General features: G+C 41.3%; 18 protein-coding genes and 1 other RNA gene. 16 read left to right on the top strand and 3 right to left on the bottom strand.

Annotated features, from left to right (window positions below):
- Window positions 1-43: 43 nt before the first annotated feature.
- From ffs to EO111_RS06320, 12 genes are all read left to right on the top strand, one after another.
- Window positions 44-184: signal recognition particle sRNA large type (gene ffs / locus EO111_RS06375), an RNA gene on the top strand.
- A gap of 55 nt (window positions 185-239) precedes the next feature.
- A complete protein-coding gene (gene dnaX, locus EO111_RS06370; protein WP_127011046.1) occupies window positions 240-2,534 on the top strand; it encodes a DNA polymerase III subunit gamma/tau in 2,295 nt (764 codons plus the stop codon).
- A gap of 15 nt (window positions 2,535-2,549) precedes the next feature.
- A complete protein-coding gene (locus tag EO111_RS06365; RefSeq protein WP_009353175.1) occupies window positions 2,550-2,879 on the top strand; it encodes a YbaB/EbfC family nucleoid-associated protein in 330 nt (109 codons plus the stop codon).
- 1 nt (window position 2,880) lies between these two features.
- Window positions 2,881-3,474 carry a recombination mediator RecR gene (gene recR, locus EO111_RS06360; RefSeq protein ID WP_009353178.1) on the top strand — a complete coding sequence of 198 codons (594 nt, stop codon included), beginning with the start codon at window positions 2,881-2,883 and terminating at the stop codon, window positions 3,472-3,474.
- 2 nt (window positions 3,475-3,476) lie between these two features.
- Window positions 3,477-3,707, top strand: coding sequence for a hypothetical protein (locus tag EO111_RS06355; RefSeq protein ID WP_009353191.1), 231 nt, complete (start codon window positions 3,477-3,479; stop codon window positions 3,705-3,707).
- 14 nt (window positions 3,708-3,721) lie between these two features.
- A complete protein-coding gene (locus EO111_RS06350; RefSeq protein WP_127011045.1) occupies window positions 3,722-6,370 on the top strand; it encodes a 3'-5' exonuclease in 2,649 nt (882 codons plus the stop codon).
- Window positions 6,371-6,554: 184 nt separating this feature from the next.
- Entirely contained in the window at window positions 6,555-7,853 is a 1,299-nt protein-coding gene (locus EO111_RS06345) for an adenylosuccinate synthase (protein WP_127011044.1), read from the top strand.
- An 84-nt stretch (window positions 7,854-7,937) separates the two neighbouring features.
- Window positions 7,938-10,124 carry an ornithine decarboxylase gene (speC, locus tag EO111_RS06340; RefSeq protein ID WP_127011043.1) on the top strand — a complete coding sequence of 729 codons (2,187 nt, stop codon included), beginning with the start codon at window positions 7,938-7,940 and terminating at the stop codon, window positions 10,122-10,124.
- Window positions 10,125-10,354: 230 nt separating this feature from the next.
- Window positions 10,355-11,305 (top strand): cation diffusion facilitator family transporter, encoded by a 951-nt coding sequence (locus EO111_RS06335; RefSeq protein WP_009353188.1) that lies wholly within the window; start codon window positions 10,355-10,357, stop codon window positions 11,303-11,305.
- 54 nt (window positions 11,306-11,359) lie between these two features.
- Window positions 11,360-11,929, top strand: a complete 570-nt coding sequence (locus EO111_RS06330) for a DedA family protein (protein WP_371413129.1) — start codon at window positions 11,360-11,362, stop codon at window positions 11,927-11,929.
- A gap of 10 nt (window positions 11,930-11,939) precedes the next feature.
- Window positions 11,940-13,541, top strand: coding sequence for a glycosyltransferase family 39 protein (locus tag EO111_RS06325; protein WP_127011041.1), 1,602 nt, complete (start codon window positions 11,940-11,942; stop codon window positions 13,539-13,541).
- A gap of 10 nt (window positions 13,542-13,551) precedes the next feature.
- Window positions 13,552-14,259 carry a uracil-DNA glycosylase gene (locus EO111_RS06320; protein WP_127011040.1) on the top strand — a complete coding sequence of 236 codons (708 nt, stop codon included), beginning with the start codon at window positions 13,552-13,554 and terminating at the stop codon, window positions 14,257-14,259.
- A 193-nt stretch (window positions 14,260-14,452) separates the two neighbouring features.
- On the opposite strand, the gene bioF is transcribed toward EO111_RS06320, so the two are convergent.
- The 3 genes from bioF to EO111_RS06305 are packed head-to-tail and all read right to left on the bottom strand — an operon-like array spanning window position 14,453 to window position 16,862.
- The gene (gene bioF, locus EO111_RS06315; RefSeq protein WP_127011039.1) at window positions 14,453-15,613 is read right to left on the bottom strand and encodes an 8-amino-7-oxononanoate synthase; all 1,161 of its coding nucleotides are present in this window, start codon (window positions 15,611-15,613) and stop codon (window positions 14,453-14,455) included.
- Complete coding sequence (locus EO111_RS06310) at window positions 15,606-16,361, bottom strand: 6-carboxyhexanoate--CoA ligase (RefSeq protein WP_127011038.1); 756 nt, start codon at window positions 16,359-16,361, stop codon at window positions 15,606-15,608. Before EO111_RS06310 ends, bioF begins: the two co-directional genes overlap by 8 nt.
- A gap of 6 nt (window positions 16,362-16,367) precedes the next feature.
- Window positions 16,368-16,862 (bottom strand): hypothetical protein, encoded by a 495-nt coding sequence (locus tag EO111_RS06305; RefSeq protein WP_126940828.1) that lies wholly within the window; start codon window positions 16,860-16,862, stop codon window positions 16,368-16,370.
- Window positions 16,863-17,289: 427 nt separating this feature from the next.
- Between EO111_RS06305 and EO111_RS06300 the strand changes: the two genes are divergently transcribed.
- The 4 genes from EO111_RS06300 (at window position 17,290) to rplI (ending at window position 22,746) form a co-directional block, all read left to right on the top strand.
- A complete protein-coding gene (locus EO111_RS06300; protein WP_126940827.1) occupies window positions 17,290-19,209 on the top strand; it encodes a ribonuclease J in 1,920 nt (639 codons plus the stop codon).
- A gap of 105 nt (window positions 19,210-19,314) precedes the next feature.
- The gene (locus EO111_RS06295; protein ID WP_126940826.1) at window positions 19,315-20,262 is read left to right on the top strand and encodes a YybS family protein; all 948 of its coding nucleotides are present in this window, start codon (window positions 19,315-19,317) and stop codon (window positions 20,260-20,262) included.
- 16 nt (window positions 20,263-20,278) lie between these two features.
- Window positions 20,279-22,303 (top strand): DHH family phosphoesterase, encoded by a 2,025-nt coding sequence (locus EO111_RS06290; protein ID WP_127011037.1) that lies wholly within the window; start codon window positions 20,279-20,281, stop codon window positions 22,301-22,303.
- Window positions 22,300-22,746 carry a 50S ribosomal protein L9 gene (gene rplI / locus EO111_RS06285; protein WP_009353218.1) on the top strand — a complete coding sequence of 149 codons (447 nt, stop codon included), beginning with the start codon at window positions 22,300-22,302 and terminating at the stop codon, window positions 22,744-22,746. The genes EO111_RS06290 and rplI overlap by 4 nt, the downstream gene beginning before the upstream one ends.
- Window positions 22,747-22,772 lie beyond the last annotated feature (26 nt).

Raw genomic sequence — 22,772 nt, 5'->3', positions numbered from 1 at the left:
TACCCTTGAATAGGGATAGAAAAACATGTATAATAATAGGGTAATAGCATTGGAATATGACAGTTCTATGGGGCTTGTGCAAGGAGAGCCTGTGAACCATGTCAGGCCTTGATTGGAGCAGCATTAAGCGGTTACTCTCTTGTGCCACGAGGAAACCTATAGGGCTGTCAGATTCGAGTGCTATGGTAAAGCAGCTAGCTTAGCTGCTTTTTTTCATATCTTAAGGGAAAGGAGGGACTATGAGTTATTTAGCGTTATATAGACGATGGAGACCAAAACAGTTTACAGATGTTGTAGGTCAACATCATGTGTCGGATACATTACAACGAGCTATTCGTGAAGATAAAGTGGCCCATGCCTATTTATTTGCTGGTCCTAGAGGTACGGGCAAAACGAGTATGGCAAAAATATTTGCGCGCGCTATTAACTGTGAACAGGGACCTACAGATACACCTTGTGGTCAGTGTGAATCGTGCCAGCAAATGTTACAAGGACAAGCCTTGGATGTGATCGAAATTGATGCGGCTTCCAATCGAGGTATTGATGAAGTGCGTGCCTTGCGGGAACAGGTGAACTTCTTACCTGTAGTAGGTCATAAAAAAGTATTTATCATTGATGAAGCCCATATGCTTACCAATGAAGCATGGAATGCCTTGTTGAAAACGATCGAGGAACCGCCAAGCCATGTGATGTTCATTTTTGCCACAACAGAATCGGAGAAATTACCGGTTACTATTTTATCTCGTTGTCAGCGGTATACATTCCGCCGTATTACAGCAAAAGATATTACAGCCCATTTATTGCATGTGGCGAAGGAAAGCAATATCTCTCTTGACCCTGCGGCGGCACAAGTGATTGCAGTCCATGCAGATGGTGGGTTACGGGATGCCTTGAGTATTCTGGATCAATGTTCCGGTATGACCTCAGATATGATTACAGCTCCTTTAGTAGAATCTATGATTGGCTTAGTGAGCAAATCTTGGGTGCTAACTATGGTAGATATATTGAAATCCGGTAATGGAGCGGCTTTACTGCAAGCTGTAGATGAAGCGCTACAAATGGGGCGTGATGCTCGTCAAATTGTAACGGCCTTAGTAGAACATCTGCGAGCTATGATTGTGGCGAAAGTATTACCTGAGGCGGAAGAGCTATTAGCTTATGATACGCATAAAGAGCGATTATTGGCGCAGGCCAATGCGTTATCTATGGAGGAGATAGGACGCTATATCAATGTATTACAAACGGTGCAAAATAACGCAAAACAAGTAGATAACCCACGAGTGATTGTAGAAATGGGATTGCTTTCACTCTTGCAATTAGGTGGCGGTACCTACCAAACCTTGGAAGGTCGCATGACGACGATGGAACAATTTGTGAATCGTCAAGAAGATACATTGCTCCAAAAGTTGAATGAGTGGGCGGAACAACGACCTGTAGTTGCCAGCTCTGTGGTAGAACCTGCACTACCTGTGTCGGATATGGATGTATATGATGGAGTCTTGGAGGATATTCCTCATCCAGTAGAGGATGAGGTGTTGTTGCCACCTGTCTCACCAGTGAGAGCTAGAACTGTAAAAGCAACATCCCCGTTACCACCTCCTCGTGTAGCTAAAGTGGCCGATTCTATTGGTAAAAGCTCCTTGCCACCACCATTACCGAAGAAAGCATCTCCATCGGTAAAGCCTAAAACGGCGACATTTGACACGGCGCAAGAGCGAACCGTAGGGCAGGGGATGGTGAGTCCTCATGAATATAGCACGATTTTAGCAAACGTGATAAAATGGTTGAGAGGCAAGAACTATGGATTGCTAAATACGATCTATCAGCAAGGAACCTTGGTGTACTTAGATCAAGAGCAAGCTATCTTGGTGTTTCCTACGCCTATTGCAGGACCTATTCTGGTGCAACCGCAACATGTAGAATGTGGGAAGAAAGCGTTTCAACAAGTGATAGGACGGCCGATTGTGGTGAAAGCCATCGATAAGAAGGACCCTAAACTGCAGGTATACTTAGAGGCAGCAAAATCCTTTGGAGGGACTTTACAGCAAAGCGGACAGTCGCAGGTACAACCAACGGTACCGACTCCTGTGGTGAAAGGTACTAAAGAAACTGAAGGGATAGGACAACCAATTGTTGCGGCGCAAGGAACGATACCGGTGACAGCTGATGAGGAGATGCCAACTGTATCTGTAGAAACATCGAGGCCTGACAGTGGGAAACCCACTTATGTAGGGACAAACACCACTTCAAAGGTAGGTGCTGGTAGTGATCCGACCAATGTAGAGGGTATTATTGATGACTTTCTCACAGTCTATGAGAATCCAGAGGAAGTATTAAACCCCTACTATCAGGAAATGGGGAAAGGCATGCTTTCAGAAGAAGACATAGACGAGATACGGACATTGCCGAAATGGTCTTCAGCCGAGGCCAGTGATGAAGAAAAACAAGAAACTCTACTCTATGATGCTTTACAACACATGGAGGCTAGCGGGTATGATATTTATGTGAAAGAAGTAGACGATTTGTCTAAGTAATGAAGGAGGTTCACTATGTTTGGTGGCGGTAATATGCAAGGTATGTTGAAAAAAGTTCAAAAAATGCAAAAAGATATGGAAAAAGCACAAGAAGAAATTAAAAACACCGTGGTAGAAGCATCTATCGGTGGTGGTGCTGTATCTGTAACAATGAATGGAGAACAAGAAGTATTGTCCATTAAAATTGCTCCTGCTGCAGTAGATCCAGAAGATGTGGAAGCATTAGAAGATTTAATTTTAGCAGCTGTGAATGAAGCGAACCGTAAAGCAAAAGAAGTGGCAGAGAAAAAATTAGGGGCTGTCACAGGAAACTTGAAACTTCCTGGAATGCCAGGTATGTTCTAATATGACAAATCCTTTAGAACGATTAGTAGAAGAGTTGCGTCGCCTACCAGGTGTGGGGGCTAAATCGGCTAGACGATTAGCATACCATCTCATTGAGGCAGATGCAGAAGATGTACAACGCTTGGTAGAAACCATCCTTGCAGCGAAAGAAGCGACTCATAGATGTTCCCAATGCTTTAATTTATCAGCTCAAGATCCTTGTGAGTTTTGTGCTAGCTCTAAACGGGACAGATCGATGATTTGTGTGGTGGAAACATCCCGTGATGTCATCGCCATCGAACGCAGTGGTGACTATAAAGGGCTATACCATGTGTTGGAAGGGGCTTTGTCCCCTATTGATGGGGTAGGCGTAGAAGACATCCGCTTGAAAGAGCTCATGTTGCGCCTTCAAGATAATACAGTGCAAGAGGTTATCATCGCCACAGATCCTGATGTAGAAGGGGAAGCAACGGCTCTATATATTGCTCGATTATTGCAACCTACGGGGATTAAGGTCACTCGTATTGCCCGTGGTATTCCTGTAGGCGGGGATATTGAATACGCTGATGAGGTGACCTTGAGCGGTGCTGTATTACATCGTCAAGAAATGAGGTAATGATGGATTACGTATTACAAGCTGTAGTAGCTATTGTTGTAGCTTGGATGATTATTAAGGTAGCATGGTTTACCATCAAACGGGTAGCAACCAATGTCTTTTTAGGTATGATTACCTATGCAGTGATTACAGAAGTATTCCATATTCCCTTGGATATGAATATTATGTTGTGGGCACTAACAGCCGTGTTAGGGCCTATACCAGTGCTAGGATTAGCGTACTTTCATTGGTGAAATAAGGAGCAACTATGCAATCAAATACTGTGGTACTTAATGACATTCAACAACAAGTTGTACAGGAATTAGATAGAAATATTGTATTGCTAGCTTCTGCAGGAACGGGAAAAACAAATACATTGTCCTATCGGGTGGCACATATCTTGGAAACGGGACGTGCCACTGGGGATCAAATTTTGTGTTTAACATTTACGAATAAAGCGTGTCGTGAAATGAAAGAACGCATGATTGCGATTGTAGGGCAAGAGGCACAAGCTGTGAAAGTATCTACATTTCACAGCTTTTGTTATACTATTTTGCAAGAAGAAGCAAAATTACAAGAAGATTTGTTTAAAGAATTTCTCATCTTTGACGAAGAAGATGTAGAGGAATTATTGAGTGAATATTTGCCGAATCTTGTGAAGGCCTATAGCGAAGAGCAAGGTCTTATGGCACCTAAAATACATGCAAATACGATTCGTGAAGTTATCAGTGCGGTGAAAGAACATCGTTCTAAGTATCAATATTATTCCTCTAGTATAGAAGATGATTATGCACGGACAATCAAGCGTATGAAAAGGGAAGAGTCTGTTTGGTATAGCATCATGTCAGAAGATACTGCCGAATTTTTAGAAGAAAAAGGGCTACAAGTATTGATGGAATACGAATGGCGATTACGTTCATTGAATGGGCTAGATTTTGCTGATTTAATTACTCGTGTTCACCAAATCTTTCAGCGCCCCGAAGTGGCTAATCGTTGGCGCCAGCGCTATTCCTATATTGCAGTAGATGAAATGCAAGACACTAGTGAATTAGAATATGAAGTGATGAATACCATGTGGAAGGGTAACCATATTTTGCTCTGTGGGGATTACTTTCAAACCATTTATGAATGGCGTGGGTCTAATCCGATTACATTAATCGATCGGTATCGCAGAGAGTATAACCCCATAGAATTGGTGTTTGATACAAACTATCGGTCTAATCAGATGCTGTTTAAGGGAGCCTTTTCCATGCTGAAAGATATGTTCCCTCAGCAGGTGCGAGAGTTGTATCAAAAAGAACCGAAAGCGATAGCCACACAGCAAGGTGAGCCTATTTCGATATATGCGGCTACAGATGCTCAGGATGAGGCTGGGTATATATTTCAATCTATTCAACAGCTGAGAACTGGCGAAGAGATGCCCCCTGTAGGAATTTTGGTGCGCACCAATAAACAAGCCGTACGATTAAGTGAACAATTTAAACGATGTAATCGACAATTGCCAGAAAAGATGCAACTAAAATTTATTTTGGCAGATGAATTAAAATTTTTCCGACGTTTAGAAATTAAGGATGTATTGGCATTTTTTAAATGCTTAGTGAATCCTTGGGATTTGATGAGTACAAAACGGATCATTCGAACCTTTGTCAAAGGGGTTGGTGATAAGCGTATGGAGGAATTAGAAAGCACAGCAGTGAGAAAAACTGGGTTGCGGATCACCGATTTTATGAGCACAAATATCTTTACACGAGAGCCTTATGAGCAATTAGAAAAAGGGCTAGTGACTAAAGATATCATTGTATTTGATGTGGAAACGACAGGTGTAAATATACTGGAAGATCGCATTGTGCAGATGGCAGCTATCCGCATCGATGAAGAAGGCAATATCATTGATACCTTCGAACGATTTATCAATCCCGGCGTGCCTGTAGGGGATTCAGAATTAGTCCATGGCTTTAGTGATGCGCACTTACAAAAGGTTGGTGGTGATGCACGAACTGTACTGGAAGCATTCAGACAGTTTGCTGATGGGTCCATGATTGTCGGTCATAATGTGCAGTACGATATGAGCATATTAGAGCAAGAGTGTAGCCGACATGGTGTAGCTATGCCAAGGGTACAAGCCATCTATGATACCTTAGATATATACCGTAGGTTCTATCCAAATTTGCCGAACCATAAACTAGAATTTTTAAGTGGATACTTTCCCATTGATCATCAGTCTACTCATAATGCCATGGACGATATTATAGCGACGGGTAAATTATTGGTCTATGCAATGAAAGAAAATATCCTTCCTACGAAAGCACAGCGTATGGCATTTATAAATAAATATAGAGATACATTTGCCAATATTGCTGCCTCTATGGATACTTTACGAAGTAAGTGGACTACGAGTAAACCTACAGAAATTCTTGCCTATATTATGAATGATATGGGCCTAGTGGAACACTATCAGAAGAAAGTAAAAGAAGATCCCACTGGGGAACGTAGATTAACTAGTATTCGCGAACTATACCGCATCATGAAAGAGTTAGAAGCGGAACATCCACACTATGTAGGCCGTGATGGTGTGAAAGAGATATTAGAAATGTCTGCTCTTCACTCGGGAGAGGGCATGTTCCGACGAAAAGGAGACAGTCGTATCCCCATCATTACGGTCCATCAAGCCAAAGGCAGTGAATTTGAGAATGTCTTTATTGCTAGTGCACATGATGGGGGACTTCCGTTCTACTTTGCCGTTAAAGATGGTAAATTAGAAGAAGAAAAACGTATTTTCTATGTGGCGTTAACCCGTGCTAAGAAACACTTGACCATTACCTATGCAAAGGTTAATGCAAATGGGTATTGGCAACAACCAAGTCGATTCTTATCGTCCATTCCAGAAGAATTTATAAAGCGGTTGGGCTCATCATAAAGATATGGGAATTTGTAGGGAATAACTACCCCAATGTTTTCAATCTATGCTATAATAAAGTGTAAATAGTGTACGTTAGGCGCCTATTTACGAAGGTAATACTAATAATGGAAGAACTTTTAGAGCGATGACTTAATGTAGTCATTACGATAGAAAGTTCTATGATGTAATGGAGGCAATTCATATGGGAACCAATGTAGCAACAAGTATGGTAATTGGCACACAATGGGGCGATGAAGGTAAAGGTAAAATCGTTGATTATTTATCTGAACGCGCTGATGTGGTAGTACGTAGCCAAGGTGGTAATAATGCAGGTCATACAGTAGTCGTAGATGGTAAATCTTTCGCATTGCGTTTATTGCCTAGCGGTATTCTTTACGATGATAAAATGAATATCATTGGTACTGGTGTCGTTGTGGACCCTAAGGTATTGTTGGAAGAAATTGTAAACCTTGAAAAAGAAGGTAAAAGTGCAAAATCCTTATATATTTCTGACCGTGCTCACGTGATTTTACCGTATCATAATCGTTTAGATGAAGCGGAAGAATCTGTGAAAGGCGATGCTAAAATCGGTACTACAAAAAATGGTATCGGTCCATGCTATGCAGATAAAGTCAATCGTATTGGCATTCGCATTTGCGATTTAATGGATCCAGTTGTATTTGAGAAGAAACTTAACTTCAACGTAGAATTGAAAAATAAAATGTTAACAGCCGTATATGGTTTTGAGCCAGTTAACTTTGAAGAAATTTTAAAAGATTACTTAGGCTATGCAGAACAATTACGTCCATTTGTAAAAGATACAAACTTTGCCGTGATTGATGCTATCAAATCTGGTAAAAAAGTATTGTTTGAAGGGGCCCAAGCAACGATGCTTGACCTTGATCATGGTACATATCCATTCGTAACTAGCTCTCATCCAGTAGCAGGCGGTGCGTCTGTGGGCGCTGGTGTAGGCCCTAACTACTTAAAAAATATCTTTGGTGTAGTAAAAGCATACTCTACTCGTGTTGGTGAAGGGCCATTCCCATCTGAACTATTAGATGAAACTGGTGAATACCTTCGTAAAACAGGCCATGAGTTCGGTACTGTTACAGGTCGTTCCCGTCGTTGTGGTTGGTTAGATTTATCCGTTGTGACTTATGGTGCAGCATTGAATAGCTTGGATTATTTGGCAATCACTCGCCTTGATATCTTAGATGGTTTGGATGAAGTGAAAATTTGTGTAGGTTATACTCGCAATGGTGAGCCTGTACAAGGATTCCCTGCTAGCTTAGATGTATTAGCAGAATGTGAACCAGTATACGAAACATTCCCAGGTTGGAAAACAGATATTTCCGGTATCCGCAAGTATGAAGAATTACCAGAAGCAGCACGTCGTTATGTCGAACGCATTGCAGAAGTAACTGGCGTACAAGTAGGTATCGTTTCTGTAGGTCCTGGTCGTGATCAAACGATTGACTTAGTGAATGTATTTGCGTAATCGCAATGAACCATGTAGAGACCCGTTTTGGGTCTCTATTTTATTTATGGCAGATTGATGTGTATTTGAAAGTAAGGAGATTCCATGATTAAACGATTATCCCTAGCGCTCTCTCAGGATGTGGCAGAACTCCTGAAAGAGTACATAACATATCCTACGGTGGATGTGGAGACGGCAGACTTTACAGAGGTATCTGCCATTGTGGTCAGTGATGCTCATGTGAAAGACATGGTTCACCATCCACAGGTACAAGCCTTTTCCATTCCGCTTTTTGTGATTACAAAAGATGGAGATCGCCTCATTAAAGCTAGTGATGATTTGCCGAATATGAAAATATATACAGCGCATAGACTCGATGAATCCATACTAGCAGAGGATGTTGAGACTGCGGCCATACGCTATGAATATGCTGTGTTGCCACCATTCTTTAGAACCTTAGCTATGTACTCTACTAATGGCAATCTTCAATTTGATTGTCCCGGACATCAAGGGGGTGACTTCTTTAAAAGACATCCCGCAGGGCGTGCTTTTTACAATTTTTATGGCCCCAATGTATTTACCAGTGATTTATGCAATGCAGATGTGAAGTTAGGCGATTTGCTCATTCATGAAGGACCTGCTTGTGATGCACAACAGCATGCAGCGGATGTATTCAATGCGGACAAAACATATTTTGTATTGAATGGTACCTCTTCCGCCAATAAAATGGTTCTCAATGCCTTGTTAGCACCAGGAGATGTGGTGCTCTATGATAGAAATAACCATAAGTCCATTTCTCATGGTGCTTTAGTGCAAGCGGGGGCGATACCAGTGTACTTGGAAACGGCACGAAATCCATTTGGATCCATCGGTGGGATTCTAGATCATTGCTTTGAAGAAAACTATATCCGTCAGTTAGTGGCGCAAAGAGATCCAGAGAAAGCAAAGGAAGAACGGCCTATTCGGTTGGCAGTGATTCAGCTAGGTACCTATGATGGTACTATTTATAATGCACGACAAGTGGTAGATCAGATTGGACATCTTTGTGATTATATTTTATTTGATTCTGCTTGGGTAGGATACGAACAATTTATTCCTATGATGAAAGATTGCAGTCCTTTATTATTAGAATTAGGGCCAAATGATCCGGGTATTCTCGTGACGCAATCAGTACATAAGCATCAAGCTGGCTTTTCTCAAGCCTCTCAGGTACATAAGAAAGACAGACACATCAAAGGACAAGCGCGGTATGTAAATCATAAACGGATGAACAATGCCTTTATGATGCATGCCTCTACATCTCCCTTTTATCCCTTGTTTGCATCCTTAGATGTGAATGCTAAAATGCATGAAGGATTAGGTGGTCAATATCTGTGGAAAGAGTGTGTAAAAGTGGCTATCGAAGCTCGTAAATCAGTGCTAACACGATGTCAATATATACGACCACTAGTGCCACCTATGGTGCATGGTCAATGTTGGGAAGCTGGTGATACGGAACGCATGGCAGAGGACCTATCCTACTTCCGGTTTGAACCGAATGGAAAATGGCACTCCTTCCAAGACTATGGAGAGAACCAATACTTCATTGACCCTTGTAAGTTTCAATTGATTACACCTGGTATTGATGTAGAAACAGGAGACTATGAATCTTTTGGTATACCGGCTACGATTTTGGCGCATTACTTGCGAGATCGCCATATCATCCCAGAGAAATGCGATTTAAATACCATATTATTCTTAATGACGCCAGCGGAAACGAAGGAAAAGATGGATCAATTAGTATCTCATTTAGTGGAGTTTGAAAGGCTCATCGATAGAGATGCTCCGTTGGAAGAAGTATTGCCCTATGTGTATCATCAACACTGGAAGGCCTATGATGGATATACAATTCATCAACTTTGCCAAGAAATGCATAATTTTTATAAAGATCGTAATGTGAGTGATTTACAACGGAAATTATTTTTACAAGAGTGTTTTCCTGATTATGTAAAATCACCGCAAGAAGCGAACTTTGATTTTGTTCGAGGCCATGGCGAGTTAGTGCCTGTGTCTGAGGTAGTGGGGCGTATGGCGTTAGAAGGAGCCTTGCCATATCCACCAGGAGTGCTCTGTGTACAGCCAGGTGAGCGCTGGTCAGAGACGGCACGAGATTATTTCTTAGCCTTAGAAGAAGGGATTAATCGATTGCCTGGCTTTGCCCCAGAAATTCAAGGGGTGTACTTGCAAGAGCAAGAGGATGGCACTAAAAAAGCCTTTGCCTATGTTTTACAAAAGTCCTATGAATCGCGATAGTATAGAGGATTCTATATATAAATTTGTACTCACAATGAATAGAAATGGTGTATCGTACTTGTATGATACACCGTTTTTATATATACTTGTATATGAATGCATAAAACTATTTCATAGCGTGTAGACCGTACAGAATGCCTATAGGCTATAAAGTAGTTATAGATACAAATATTCTTACATAGGTATAGGAAACTTGAGCGAAAAGCTCGCTAGATTAAATAGGAGTGTATATGTTAATACAAGATAAACATGCAGTAGAGCAACGGTTGTTAATTCAATCGGCCATACTCATGTCATTTGTGGCTATAGGGGGCACTATGATGGGGGTCTTTAGCGGATCTAGTGCCATCTTGTTAGATGGGGTCGTGTCCTTTATTGCTGTGATTATTAAAGTGATGATGATCATCACATCCCGATTAGTATCAAATGAAACAAGCAAACGCTTTCAGTTTGGCTATTGGCAGTTTGAACCCTTAGTGTTGATTGCAGAAGGTAGTTTTACCTTGTTGATCGTAAGCTATGCCTTTTTATCAGGACTGACGGATTTATTGGGTGGCGGTCGTGCTGTTCATGTGGGACCTGCTATCATCTATGCTACAATTTTTACCATTGCTGATACGTGCTATTATTTCTATGTGCACCAAATCAATAAAAAATTACAATCTAATTTGGTAAAATTCGATAATATTAGCTGGTCCATCGATGCTATGTTAGAAGCTGGGATTTTAGTTAGCTTTTTAGTGGCTTTTGGGCTAGAACATTTTGGCTATGCAGAATGGGCGGTCTACGTGGATCCTATTGTGCTCATTATTTTATCGTTACAAATGATGCCGTCTGCTTTAAAAATTATCATTCCATCGGTGAAACAAATTATGGGTGTAGCGCCTTTGAAATTACATAATCGAATCCAATTTATTATGGATTCTTTCATGGAAAAGTATAAATTTAAAGATTATGTCACTAGTGTACAAGCCTATGGGAATGTAAAAATGATTGAAATTGATATTTTAATTCCTAAGAATTTCCCAAAACAAACCATTGTAGAATTAGATGAAATTCGCAATGAAATTGACCTTGCCATTGGTGGTGACCCTGCAGAGAAATGGGTGACGATCACATTTACAGCTACGAAAAAGTGGATGGCAAAAGATTATTTATTAGATGAAGAAGATGAAGATTGAGATTAATAACTATCTTCCGATGAGGAGACAACAGTGGATTATGTATTGACCATCATGGAGACATATGGGTATGCAGCCATGTTTATTTGCATGGTGCTAGAAAATGCGAACATTCCGATTCCTAGTGAAATTATTTTAGGGTTCGCAGGGTATTTAGTATTTCAAGGCGTATTTGATTTGAATACAGCTATTATTGTAGGTGTTGTAGCGGGTATTGTGGGTTCTGTATTATCCTATTGGCTAGGGGAATATGGTGGCAGACCTGTATTGATGAAATATGGGAAATATATCTTATTTAGTGAAGATAAATTTGGTGCTGCAGAAAAATTGTTCAATCGCTATGGTGGTGCCGCTGTGTTTATTGGCCGTTTATTACCGGGGGTGCGTACATTTATTTCCTTCCCTGCAGGAGTGGCTAAATATCCGATGACCCCCTTTGTGATTTGGACTACTTTGGGCACAATCCCTTGGACTATCTTGCTAGTTTGGCTAGGTATGAAATTAGGAGAACATTGGAAAGACTTAATTGAGTATAATCATGAACTATTAATTGCTATGATTGTAGTCTTTGTAATAGTAGCTGTAGTATATGGTTTGAAATATTGGAAACGTCGTAAACAATAGGGAGATGCTTATGAAATTACATCGTGTAACCTATGTAGTATTTCTCTTTTTCTTAGGAGTTTATGTACTAGGGAACCATCTATTACCAGTGTCGGATCCAGTAGAGTCGAATTACGCTTTAACCGCAAAAGAGATGGTCCTTTCCGGAGATTGGTTGTCCCCACAAATTTATGGGCACTATTGGTTTGATAAACCAATTATGATTTATTGGCTATTGAGTTTGTCCTATTCTGTATTCGGCATGACAGATTTTGCAGCTCGTTTTCCATCAGGTCTTTTTGGGGCTTTATCAGTGGCTATGGTTTACCAAGGGGTGCGCACCCTAACAGGGCAACGATTAGGCGCTTTGTTATCAGCATTCATATTAGGCACATCTCTCATCGTATGGACCATTGCCCATGGTATCATCACAGATATGGTGTTGTTATTTGCCACGGTAGGTACCTTTTATTACGCCTATCGTGGACTACTAGTTAAGAATCCATGGTATATGGCAGTAGCCTATGGCTTTGCGGGGATTGCAGTATTGACGAAAGGCCCTGTAGGGCTGGTATTACCGGGATTGTTGTTCCTGATTTATGCAGGGGTTAAACGATCTTGGTCTATGGTGAAAGTTTTATTTCCATGGCAAGGTATCCTCATACTGTTAGCTATAGTCTTGCCTTGGTATGGATATATGTACCATACTCATGGCATGGAATTTATCAATGGGTTTTTAGGACTTCATAATATAACGAGAGCGACCCAATCTGAACATCCCGAGGTAAATCATTGGTGGTATTATCTACCTATTTTCCTAGGGGGCTCTCTCCCTTGGACGGGGGCTATTCTATATGGTATGTATCGGGGTTGGAAAACAAGAACTGATGCCTATCTATATACCATGATTATGGGATGGGGAACGATTGTATTTTATACGGCTATGGCTACAAAATATCCGACTTATGCCTTTATTTCGGTGATTCCTTTCAGCTTGTTAGGAGCTTTTGGGATTATTTCTTTGAAAGATGCCAGTCACCGTGCTTGGTGGTGGGTATTGGGACCGACTTTAGTATTATGGTGGGCTCTTGGGATTGGAACATTCTTTGCACCTTGGGGCTTTTGGTGGATTCTTCGAGCTGTTGTCGTAGGTCTTACCTTATTCCTAGGTGGGTGTTATTGGTATCGGAAACGATTGATGATGCCTTTCACAGTGGGGATGGGTACCTTGGTAGTACTAGGTATTGTGCTTATGGAAGGGTTGGTACCATTCTTGGGCTTGCGTTCTTCTGTGACCTATCATGAACAGATACGCAGCTTTCATGGACCTGTGTATTATTATGGGGAATATGCGGCGTCAGTGCCGTATTATTTAGATGTGACACCCGTGCGAGTAGAGCCTAGTCCAGAACGATTGGCGAAGTATAATGTACAGCGCAGTGCGAAGTGGAACGGTAAGAATGTGATGCCTCAAATTGAGGAACAAGAGTTATTTAAACGCTTGCAATCTGGGGAACGGATGCTCATAATTACCAATAAAAATTATGGTAAAGAATTAGAGGAATCTTCAGTAGGTCAATATTTAGAACGTGATGAAAGTAGTTCTAAGGTAGTACTATTGCATTCCAAATAGTGAGGTATCTATGTCAGTAGAACGATTGATGCGACAATTAAAAGGATTTTCTAGTCCCTATGTGTATAATCCTTGGAATGATTTTGATGAACGCTATGATACTAATCAGAGAGCGAGCTCCATTCGGAGAAAACAGTTACAAGCCTATTTGGAGCAGCGATTAGAGCGTGCTAAAATTCTCATCATAGCAGAAGCGGTGGGCTATCAAGGAGGGCGATTTACAGGGATTGCCATGACCTGTGAAAGAATGCTCTTAGGGCATCACCCTACAGTAACCCCATCTATGGTGTTTACTGGATTGGAGCCGAAACGAACTAGTAATCCAAAGAGCGAGTATATTATAAAACCGACACAAAAAGAAAAGGGCTTTAATGAGCCTACTGATTCTGTGGTGTGGAATGCCATGTTAGAAGCTAATATAGACCCTTATGAAGTGGTGTTGTGGAACATTTTTCCATTTCATCCCTTTAAAGGAATAGATGGCTTGACGAACCGGACTCCTACAAAGCAAGAATTAGACTTAGGGTGGACCTATACGAAACAGCTCTTAGATTTGTTCCCTAGGGCACAGATCCTTGGAGTGGGTCAAAAAGCGAGTCTTACCTTGGCGGAGTATGGGGTAGAAGTACAAGCTACCTTGCGCCATCCAGCCAATGGAGGAGCGGGGCTGTATAAGCAGCAGTTTCGGGAATTTCTTGAGGAAAAGCTGAAAGCTTAATAGGTAATACAAAAAGATGAAAAGCCGCAGCGCTTCTGAAAACTGCCCTACGCGAAAGTTTTCAGTAAGCACTACGGCTTTTCTTGCGGTGGATTAAAAAATAGAGGAAGGTTGATATTGCTCAACTTTCCTCTATTTTATTTGGAACTTATTTTTTTGTAGCTCCCTTTATGGAAATTCAGGAGGAGCTTTGTTATAAGGTCTTTTGTATTGGTAGTCTTTGTAATACTTGGATGACCTTGTCTAATTCTTCTTCTGTGTGTGCAGCGGTGACGGTTAAGCGCAATCGTCCAGTGTTGACAGGGACTGTGGGAGGGCGAATGCCACTGAGGATGATGCCTTCTCGTTCACATAGGCGACTGGCTTCTAATGTATCTTCGTTAGAGCCGATGATGATAGGAAATATCGGTGTATCATCGCTGCTAGGGATTCCTAGTGATTGCAAGGCGTTGTGCATATATTCTGTATTGCTTCGCAGTTTTTGATATACACTAGGTTCCTCTGCTAATACTTCTAGGGCGCCGATGCTAGCCCCAATGTCAGCAGGGGACAAAGCGGTGGCAAAGATGAAGGGACGACTGTGGTTAATGATATAGTCGATGATGGTTTGGCTACCGCAGACGTATCCTCCGATGGACCCTAAGGCTTTACTCATAGTGCCAGTGGTGATGATACGTGGGTTTTCACAGTGAAAGTGATGTGCTGTACCACGGCCTTCACCAATGACGCCAGTAGCATGAGCATCGTCTACAATAAGTAGGGCATTGTAGCGTTCTGCAAGTTCAAATAGTTCAGGTAAGGGAGCTATATCCCCATCCATGCTGAACACTCCATCAGTAATGATAAAACGCATACCATAGTGCTTAGATTGGCTTAATAAGGATTCTAGGACTGCCACATCCTTGTGAGGGTAAACTTGTACTTTAGCGCCGCTGAGACGACATCCGTCGATGAGGCTAGCGTGATTCAATTCATCACTAAAAATAATATCTCCTTTATGAACTAGGGCAGAGATTGTTCCTAGATTTGCCATAAACCCAGCTGTGAAAGTGAGTGCCTTTTCACAGTCTTTCCACTGTGCGAGACGGTGCTCTAGTTCTTGAAATAAAGGGAAAGAACCAGAGGTAAGGCGAGCGCCACCAGAACCAGTGCCATATTGTTGGATGGCCTGTAAGGCTCGATCTTTCACGTGGGGATGATGGGTTAAGCCTAGGTAATTATTTGATGCCATCATTAGATAGGTGGAACCTTCATACATAACATGAGTAGCATCGATAGGAGTATAGGTGCGAGGAGAACGAAATTGTGATTCCTCTTGGCGCTTGACTAAGGCTTCGGAGTATCGATTAAACATGGTGAATCCCTTTCGTTGTGACCCACGTAGGAGTGGATGTAAAATACTGTATTACTTCTTCTATCGGTGCATCGTCAGTGATAAAGAAGGCGCGACCACCAATAGGACTACCATAGACTTTCATAGGGCTTAACCGATGGTAGGTAGTGCCATAGGACACATAGCCCGTCGTATACTCTGGATCATCGGACCAACATAGTTCACCTAGTACGTAAGGCGATGCGAGGACCTTGCTTGCTAGGATGAGAGCCTCCCTAGAATGGATGGAAGAACAGCCATAATATTGCAAATGGTGGTGTATGTCTGCATCTGATTCGGCATCCATACGGGACACGCGTACTGTTTGGGGGTATACCTCACCAGTAGTAGCATTGACGAGCCAAGCACCACTTATAGTTTCTGTGTTTTGGCTGAGTTTGATAAAAGCCTTTTGAATCGCCTGTTCATGGATCTGTGCTTGTTGTAATAGTTGGGTAGCTACCCGATGAGAGTCCTCGATTGTTTCTGATTCTGTAGTAGCCACCATGAGAGCAGGGACTTTCACGATGGAGTCATCAGGAATCTCATCAATTTGTAAATTGATAAAATCTGGACGACCTTTGCTGTGTTGTAATGCTCGTTGTAAAAATTCTTCTGAAATGCGTGATAAGGATTCTAAAGAGACGAGACGTTCCGCTCCAGAAATATGAGAACCTCCTTGTTCATGAGGGCCTCCCTTAGCAGCGCGCATACGAATGCTGTAAACCATAAGTGACTAACCTTGATGCGCTTTCAATGTAGTAGCCAAGCGTGGTAGACGTCGCAAGATACTATAGAAGATAGGGCTTACAATGACTGTGAAAATCATGCCAGGTACTGCCATCATAAGCATAGGAATGACCATTTTGCCAAAGGATAAACCAATGGTGATACGGGCAATAGCAGACGCAATAGGACCAGAGATAAGAATAGACCACATGCGATTTTTACCAATCCATAAGATGAGTCCTACGATGAGGCGGAATTGCATGGCAATGGCAACATTTAGCAAGTTTTGTGTGCCCAATACAAGACCAATCAAACTAGAAAGACAGCCGCAGATGATGTACTTGCGGAATCCGAAGGCAGCGCAAATTGCTACCGCTAAAGGAGCAGATAGTTGGAACTCTACACCGGAAATTAAGTTGGGAATTTTGATGCCTCCTAGAATTGTCATCATCGCCGTTAAGATAGCGATCTCTGCAATTGTGTGAATACTTACATTTTTCATTTTGTGACCTCCTATTGTAAACTTTCAAAAACCTTACTTCGTTTACATTATAAAACGCAATTGCATATAGTGCAATATTCAATTGCAAATTTTATGGATTAGGGAGAGGCGCCTTAGTTGCTTAGGGTGGATTTTCTATAGTATAATAAAGGTAATTATTTTGATCGGCTTATGAACCTTATGGGTTCCCAAATGTTTCACAGTAGAAGTATGTATAGAGGGTATATGCTTTGCTGTGTAGAAGAATGTGACATAGATAGTGAGAAAGGTTTCTCACAGTGTTTTGCTGTATGAATACGAACAGAAATAGATACTTATTTGTGCTTACATGCCGATACATGCTTAACCATCTGAGGGTGGGATTATATAGTCTTGGACTATGGTAGTATGTATAGACAGTACGACTATAGTCCTGTAGGAGGAAATTTTGAATATACAAGAAGAAAGAACAAATATAGCTGCACCGGTAGGTGAAGCTACGCAACAACGACCACGTTCTACAACACGTACACGCCGCACGACGGGTCAAAATCGTCGTACCACTGTGAAAGCTGAGGGGGAACGTACCAGTCGTCCGCGTCCACAAGGCGATAATGGCGAGCGCCGTCAATCTAATCGTGGTCCGCGTAAACCACAACGTGCCAATACAACTGTGGAAAAACATGAACAAATAAATCGTTCCCATGTGCGAAAAGATAAATTGCAAATCATTCCATTAGGTGGTCTAGGTGAGATCGGTAAAAATATGACCATTTTCCAATATGGCGATGATATTGTCGTGTTAGATGCGGGTTTAGCATTCCCAGAAAATGACATGTTAGGGGTAGATATTGTAATCCCTGATATGAGTTATTTAATCGAGCATAAAGATAAAGTACGTGCCGTGGTGATTACTCATGGTCATGAAGACCACATTGGGTCCTTGGCGTATTTATTAAAAGAAGTGAACGTACCTGTGTATGCTACGAACTTAGTATGTGGCTTGATTGAAGGTAAGTTAAAAGAACATCATGTAAAAGCTAAAAAATTACAAGTTGTAAAAGCTGGTGATGAATTTAAAATTGGCTGCTTCAAAGTGGGCTTTATCCAAACAAATCACTCTATTCCAGATGCATGTGCCATCTTTTTAGAAACTCCAGTAGGTACTGTGGTACATACGGGGGACTTCAAAGTGGATCAAACTCCTGTAGATGGGAAATTGATGGACGTTCACAAATTTGCAGAACTTGGTAACAAAGGCGTATTGGCGCTTATGTCTGACTCCACTAATGTGGAAAAGCCAGGGTTCACTCCATCTGAAAGTTCTGTAGGACCAGCGATTATGCGTGCTGTCGCAGAAGCTACGGGTCGTGTTATTTTAGCTACTTTTGCATCTAATGTGTCCCGATTGCAACAAGCTATTGATGCAGCGGTAGCTACAAAACGTAAAGTAGTGGTATTAGGTCGTTCCATGGTAAATGTTACAGAAATCGCTCAAGAGCGTGGTTACTTAACAGTGCCAGAAGGAACTATCATCGGTGATGATGAAATGAATCGCTATCGTGCTGATGAAATTATGATCTTAACAACGGGGTCTCAAGGGGAACCAATGGCAGGTCTATCTCGTATGTCTACAAACAATCACCGTACCGTAGAGATTACGCCAAATGATACTGTTATCATCTCCGCTACACCAATTCCAGGTAACGAAGCGGCCGTAGGACGTACCATCGATAACTTATTGCGCCAAGGTGCTCATGTAGTATACGGCAAGGATCGTGGTATTCACGTATCTGGTCATGGTAGCCAAGAAGATTTAAAAACTATGTTGAATTTGGTGAGACCTAAATTCTTTATCCCAGTTCATGGTGAATACCGCATGTTGAAAAAACATGGTGAACTGGCTGTGTCCATGGGAATTGTAAAACCTAGCAATGTCTTGGTAGGTGATAATGGACAAATTTTTGAGTTTACTACTCGTACAGGTCGTTTAGCAGGTCGTGTGCCAGCTGGTAAAGTCTTTGTGGATGGATTAGGTGTAGGCGATGTAGGTAACATCGTTATCCGTGATCGTCAGCAATTAGCGCAAGAAGGTATGGTTGTGGTTGTTATGGCAATGGACCGTGCTTCTGGTACGATTGTAGCGGGACCAGATATGTTATCTCGTGGCTTTGTGTATGTTCGTGATGCAGAAGAATTATTAAGTGAAGCACAACGTCGTGTAGATGCAGCAGTAGAGAAGTGTGAAATGGATCATATCAAAGATTGGACAACGATCAAAACTGTGGTGCGTGACACATTAGGAAAATTCTTCTATGAAAAAACACGTCGTCGCCCAATGATTCTACCAATCATTCAAGACGTATAGAGAATATGATATAATAGGCATATGACGAAAGTCATATGTCTATTTATTGTATTGGCATAGAACTATGTTGCACCTTTGGGGCGAGACATAGTATGGGGTTAGTATATGAATCAAACAAGTACAAAGTCCGTCGTAGAGTCTGGTATCTTAACGGCATTGATGATTGTCTTTGCCATGATAGGTCTCAGTGTACCTATGCTTGGATTTTTTGGATCTATTTTTGTGCCTATGACGATTGCCATTGTAGGTGTACGTCATGGTTTTCGTTGGAGCCTATTATCTGTTGTATCAGCGATTATAGCCATTGCCTTTTTATTAGGACCTTTGACGGCCATAGTAGAAGGGGGAGTCTTTGGTGTGATTGGTATTTTAATCGGTTATGGATTAAGCAAGCACTGGTCGATTTCTAAATTGTTGATGATTCCTGCTGTGGTATTAATGCTAGCAGTAGTAGTTCAGTTTTGGGCATCTGCTTTGGTGATGCAGGTAAGTCCTACAGAGATGTGGTCATCTTTGGAAGAACAAATTACAGTATCCATGCAAGATATGTATGTGCAGCAGGGGCTTTCAGAGGAACAAGTGACAACGGCGATGACCGCCTTACAAGATCAAATTGAAATCATGAAAAAAGTATTGATTGCAGGTTTATTTTGCTCTGGTGTGGCTATTTCTTATATTATTAATCGTCTTACGTATATTGTGCTCAGTCGTATCGGTACTTACCATATTCCTGAAATGCCTACTATCAAAGGTTGGCGTGTACCAGATTGGGCATTACATATTTTTTTAGTGGGTGTCATTTCTTATTTTGTGAAACAATATATTCCGCTCCTTGAATATGTAGGCTATAATTTGATGTACTTAGGTGGTATAATGCTATTTATACGAGGTATATCTTGTGCTTGGCGTATTAGTAAAAGTTATCATCCACCGAAGTTTGTACCGTGGATTGTACTAGGTTTATTTATTATGATGTCACAGTCTGCCGCTATATTAGGGGCTCTAGATGTGTTCTTGCACCTAGAGGAACGATGGGGCAGACGAAGTGAGTGAAATTAGAGGAGGTAGTATGGATATACAAACTGAATACAGTTCTATTGAAATTACTGCTGCCGTTCTCATTCTTATCTTATTAGGTATTATTTTCTATTTGAATTGGCAACTAGCCATGTTGGCTTGTATAGTGGTAATCGCTGCGTATTTGTACGTGGGACGTACCATTCGAAGAGGACGACATTTTAGAAAAGCTCAATTTGACTGTATGGCAAAAGGGATTACACAGGCATCGACCTTTGCATTACAAAATTTACCCGTAGGGATTGTTATCATTGATGAACACAATGTGATCTGCTGGAGTAATAGCGTATTTAGAGATTGGTTACCTAGTGATTCCGATAAAACAATAAAATTAAGTGGATTTATTCCTACTTTGCGGATTGATAAATATTGGGGCAAGTCGGGATTCTTTCACGAAGAAATTGATGGTAAATATTACCGTGTATTATATAAAACGTTGGTAGCTCCGAAGTCTAATTATTCCGATGTTAATAGCGATGAACTAGAATCGTATATGGCATTTTATTTTGATGACATAACAGACATCGAAGTGGAGAAACAAAAAGCGATTTCTATGTTACCAGCTCTTGGCTTTATTGCTATGGATAATATTGAAGATTTGCGTTCTGGTTTGAGCGATATTGAATATACACAATTGTGGTCCGATATGAACCGATTGATTGTGACGGAAATCGATCAACATGATGGTTTTATTCGCAATGCTACAGAAGATACGTATACCTTTAGTATTAGTAAGGCCGCTATGTTGCACATGATGGAATCGAAATTTAGTTTATTAGATAAGATTCGTGCTTTAACTACATCGAAACATATACCTCCCACCATCAGTATGGGTATTGCTTTGACAGAAGATACTGTGAAAGTACAAGGAGAAAAGGCAAAAGCAGCTTTGGAGATTGCTTTAGGACGTGGTGGCGACCAAGTTTGCGTATACCATGGTGAAGAAGTCAAGTTTTTTGGTGGAAAATCATCAGGAAATGAAAAGAATACTCGTGTCCGTGCTAGGGTGGTATCTCATGCATTGCATGAAATTATGTTGGATTCTGATCGTGTGCTTGTGATGGGTCATGATCGGGAAGATTATGATAGTATTGGTGCTTCTGTAGGCGTAGCAGCGATGGCAAGAGCCCTTAAGAAACCCGTGCATATTGCCTTGAGTTCACATCCTACAGCAGTTCGTAAATTAGTGGAAGTATTGGTAGAACATCCAGATTTTCAAGGTCTAATTATTGATGAAGAAGAAGCAGCTCAGTTTGTAACAGATAATACAGTTGTGATTGTGACAGATGTGCATCGTTCTGAGATGGTGGCAGCTCCATCAGCTTTGAAAAAGGCAAATCGTCGTGTTGTCATCGACCATCATAGAAGGGGTTCAGACTTTATTGAGTCTCCATTATTGACCTATTTGGAACCATCTACATCATCTACTAGTGAACTGGTAACAGAGTTAATTCAATATTTCCCAGAACATGTAGAGATTAAGCATATTGAAGCTAGTGGTTTATATGCAGGTATTGTAGTAGATACAAAAAACTTTGTGGTCCAAACAGGGGCACGTACCTTTGAAGCAGCCTCTTTCTTGCGCCGATCAGGTGCAGATGTATCCTTAGTACGTCATTTATTTATGGATAGCTTTGAAGGTATGCGTATACGTTCTGCTATGCTAGCTTCTGCAGAAGAAATAGAAAATATGGCTTTTACAGAGGCACCACAAGATGCGAAGAATGCAACAGTGATAGCAGCTCAAACAGGTGACAAATTAATCACGCTAGAGGGTATTGAAGCTAGTTTTGTATTTTATGTATTGCCAGATGGTGGCATTGGAGTCAGTGCTAGGTCACAAGGCAAGTTAAATGTACAGTTAATTATGGAATCTGTCGGTGGCGGAGGTCATCGTACCGTGGCGGGCGCTCAGATTTACAATATGTCTATGAAAGAGGCACGCCAATGGGTGACTGAAGTAGCCGTATCCCATATGACAGAATTACAAAGAGAAACGAAGGAGGACTTACCATGAAAGTAATTTTATTAGAAGATGTTAAAAAAGTTGGTAAACGTGGCGAAATCATAGAAGTTTCTGAAGCTTATGGTCGCAATGTGCTTATTAAAAAAGGTGTTGGACTTGAAGGAACTCCTCAAAATTTGAACAATGCGAAACAAAAATTGGGGGCTCAAGCTCATAAAAAACAAGTGGACTCTGATGAAGCTACAGTATTGGCTAGCCAATTGTCGAAAGTATCTATTACAATCCCTGTAAAAATGGGAGATGGTGGCCGTGTGTTCGGTTCTGTAACAGGTAAAGATATTTCTGATGCATTGCAAGCGCAAGTAAAAGTTGATGTAGATAAAAAGAAAATTGACTTAAAAGAGCCAATCAAAACATTGGGTACTCATGAAGTGTTAATTCGAGTGCATCCAGAAATTACAGCTAAGATTACTGTAGAAGTAGTTGCAGGTTAATAGAAAGAGGGGCTAGGCCCCTCTTT

Origin of the sequence: Veillonella sp. CHU594 (assembly GCF_003992265.1) — a bacterium.
In the GTDB taxonomy this organism is placed as follows: Bacteria; Bacillota; Negativicutes; order Veillonellales; family Veillonellaceae; genus F0422.
This window is presented reverse-complemented; position numbering and strand designations above follow the sequence as displayed.

What these genes read in the sequence shown, in the direction of transcription:
- dnaX (WP_127011046.1), top strand. Translation starts at nt 240, where the DNA reads ATGAGTTATTTAGCGTTATATAGACGATGGAGACCAAAACAGTTTACA.
- EO111_RS06365 (WP_009353175.1), top strand. Translation starts at nt 2,550, where the DNA reads ATGTTTGGTGGCGGTAATATGCAAGGTATGTTGAAAAAAGTTCAAAAA.
- recR (WP_009353178.1), top strand. Translation starts at nt 2,881, where the DNA reads ATGACAAATCCTTTAGAACGATTAGTAGAAGAGTTGCGTCGCCTACCA.
- EO111_RS06355 (WP_009353191.1), top strand. Translation starts at nt 3,477, where the DNA reads ATGGATTACGTATTACAAGCTGTAGTAGCTATTGTTGTAGCTTGGATG.
- EO111_RS06350 (WP_127011045.1), top strand. Translation starts at nt 3,722, where the DNA reads ATGCAATCAAATACTGTGGTACTTAATGACATTCAACAACAAGTTGTA.
- EO111_RS06345 (WP_127011044.1), top strand. Translation starts at nt 6,555, where the DNA reads ATGGGAACCAATGTAGCAACAAGTATGGTAATTGGCACACAATGGGGC.
- speC (WP_127011043.1), top strand. Translation starts at nt 7,938, where the DNA reads ATGATTAAACGATTATCCCTAGCGCTCTCTCAGGATGTGGCAGAACTC.
- EO111_RS06335 (WP_009353188.1), top strand. Translation starts at nt 10,355, where the DNA reads ATGTTAATACAAGATAAACATGCAGTAGAGCAACGGTTGTTAATTCAA.
- EO111_RS06330 (WP_371413129.1), top strand. Translation starts at nt 11,360, where the DNA reads ATGGAGACATATGGGTATGCAGCCATGTTTATTTGCATGGTGCTAGAA.
- EO111_RS06325 (WP_127011041.1), top strand. Translation starts at nt 11,940, where the DNA reads ATGAAATTACATCGTGTAACCTATGTAGTATTTCTCTTTTTCTTAGGA.
- EO111_RS06320 (WP_127011040.1), top strand. Translation starts at nt 13,552, where the DNA reads ATGTCAGTAGAACGATTGATGCGACAATTAAAAGGATTTTCTAGTCCC.
- bioF (WP_127011039.1), bottom strand. Translation starts at nt 15,613, where the DNA reads ATGTTTAATCGATACTCCGAAGCCTTAGTCAAGCGCCAAGAGGAATCA.
- EO111_RS06310 (WP_127011038.1), bottom strand. Translation starts at nt 16,361, where the DNA reads ATGGTTTACAGCATTCGTATGCGCGCTGCTAAGGGAGGCCCTCATGAA.
- EO111_RS06305 (WP_126940828.1), bottom strand. Translation starts at nt 16,862, where the DNA reads ATGAAAAATGTAAGTATTCACACAATTGCAGAGATCGCTATCTTAACG.
- EO111_RS06295 (WP_126940826.1), top strand. Translation starts at nt 19,315, where the DNA reads ATGAATCAAACAAGTACAAAGTCCGTCGTAGAGTCTGGTATCTTAACG.
- EO111_RS06290 (WP_127011037.1), top strand. Translation starts at nt 20,279, where the DNA reads ATGGATATACAAACTGAATACAGTTCTATTGAAATTACTGCTGCCGTT.
- rplI (WP_009353218.1), top strand. Translation starts at nt 22,300, where the DNA reads ATGAAAGTAATTTTATTAGAAGATGTTAAAAAAGTTGGTAAACGTGGC.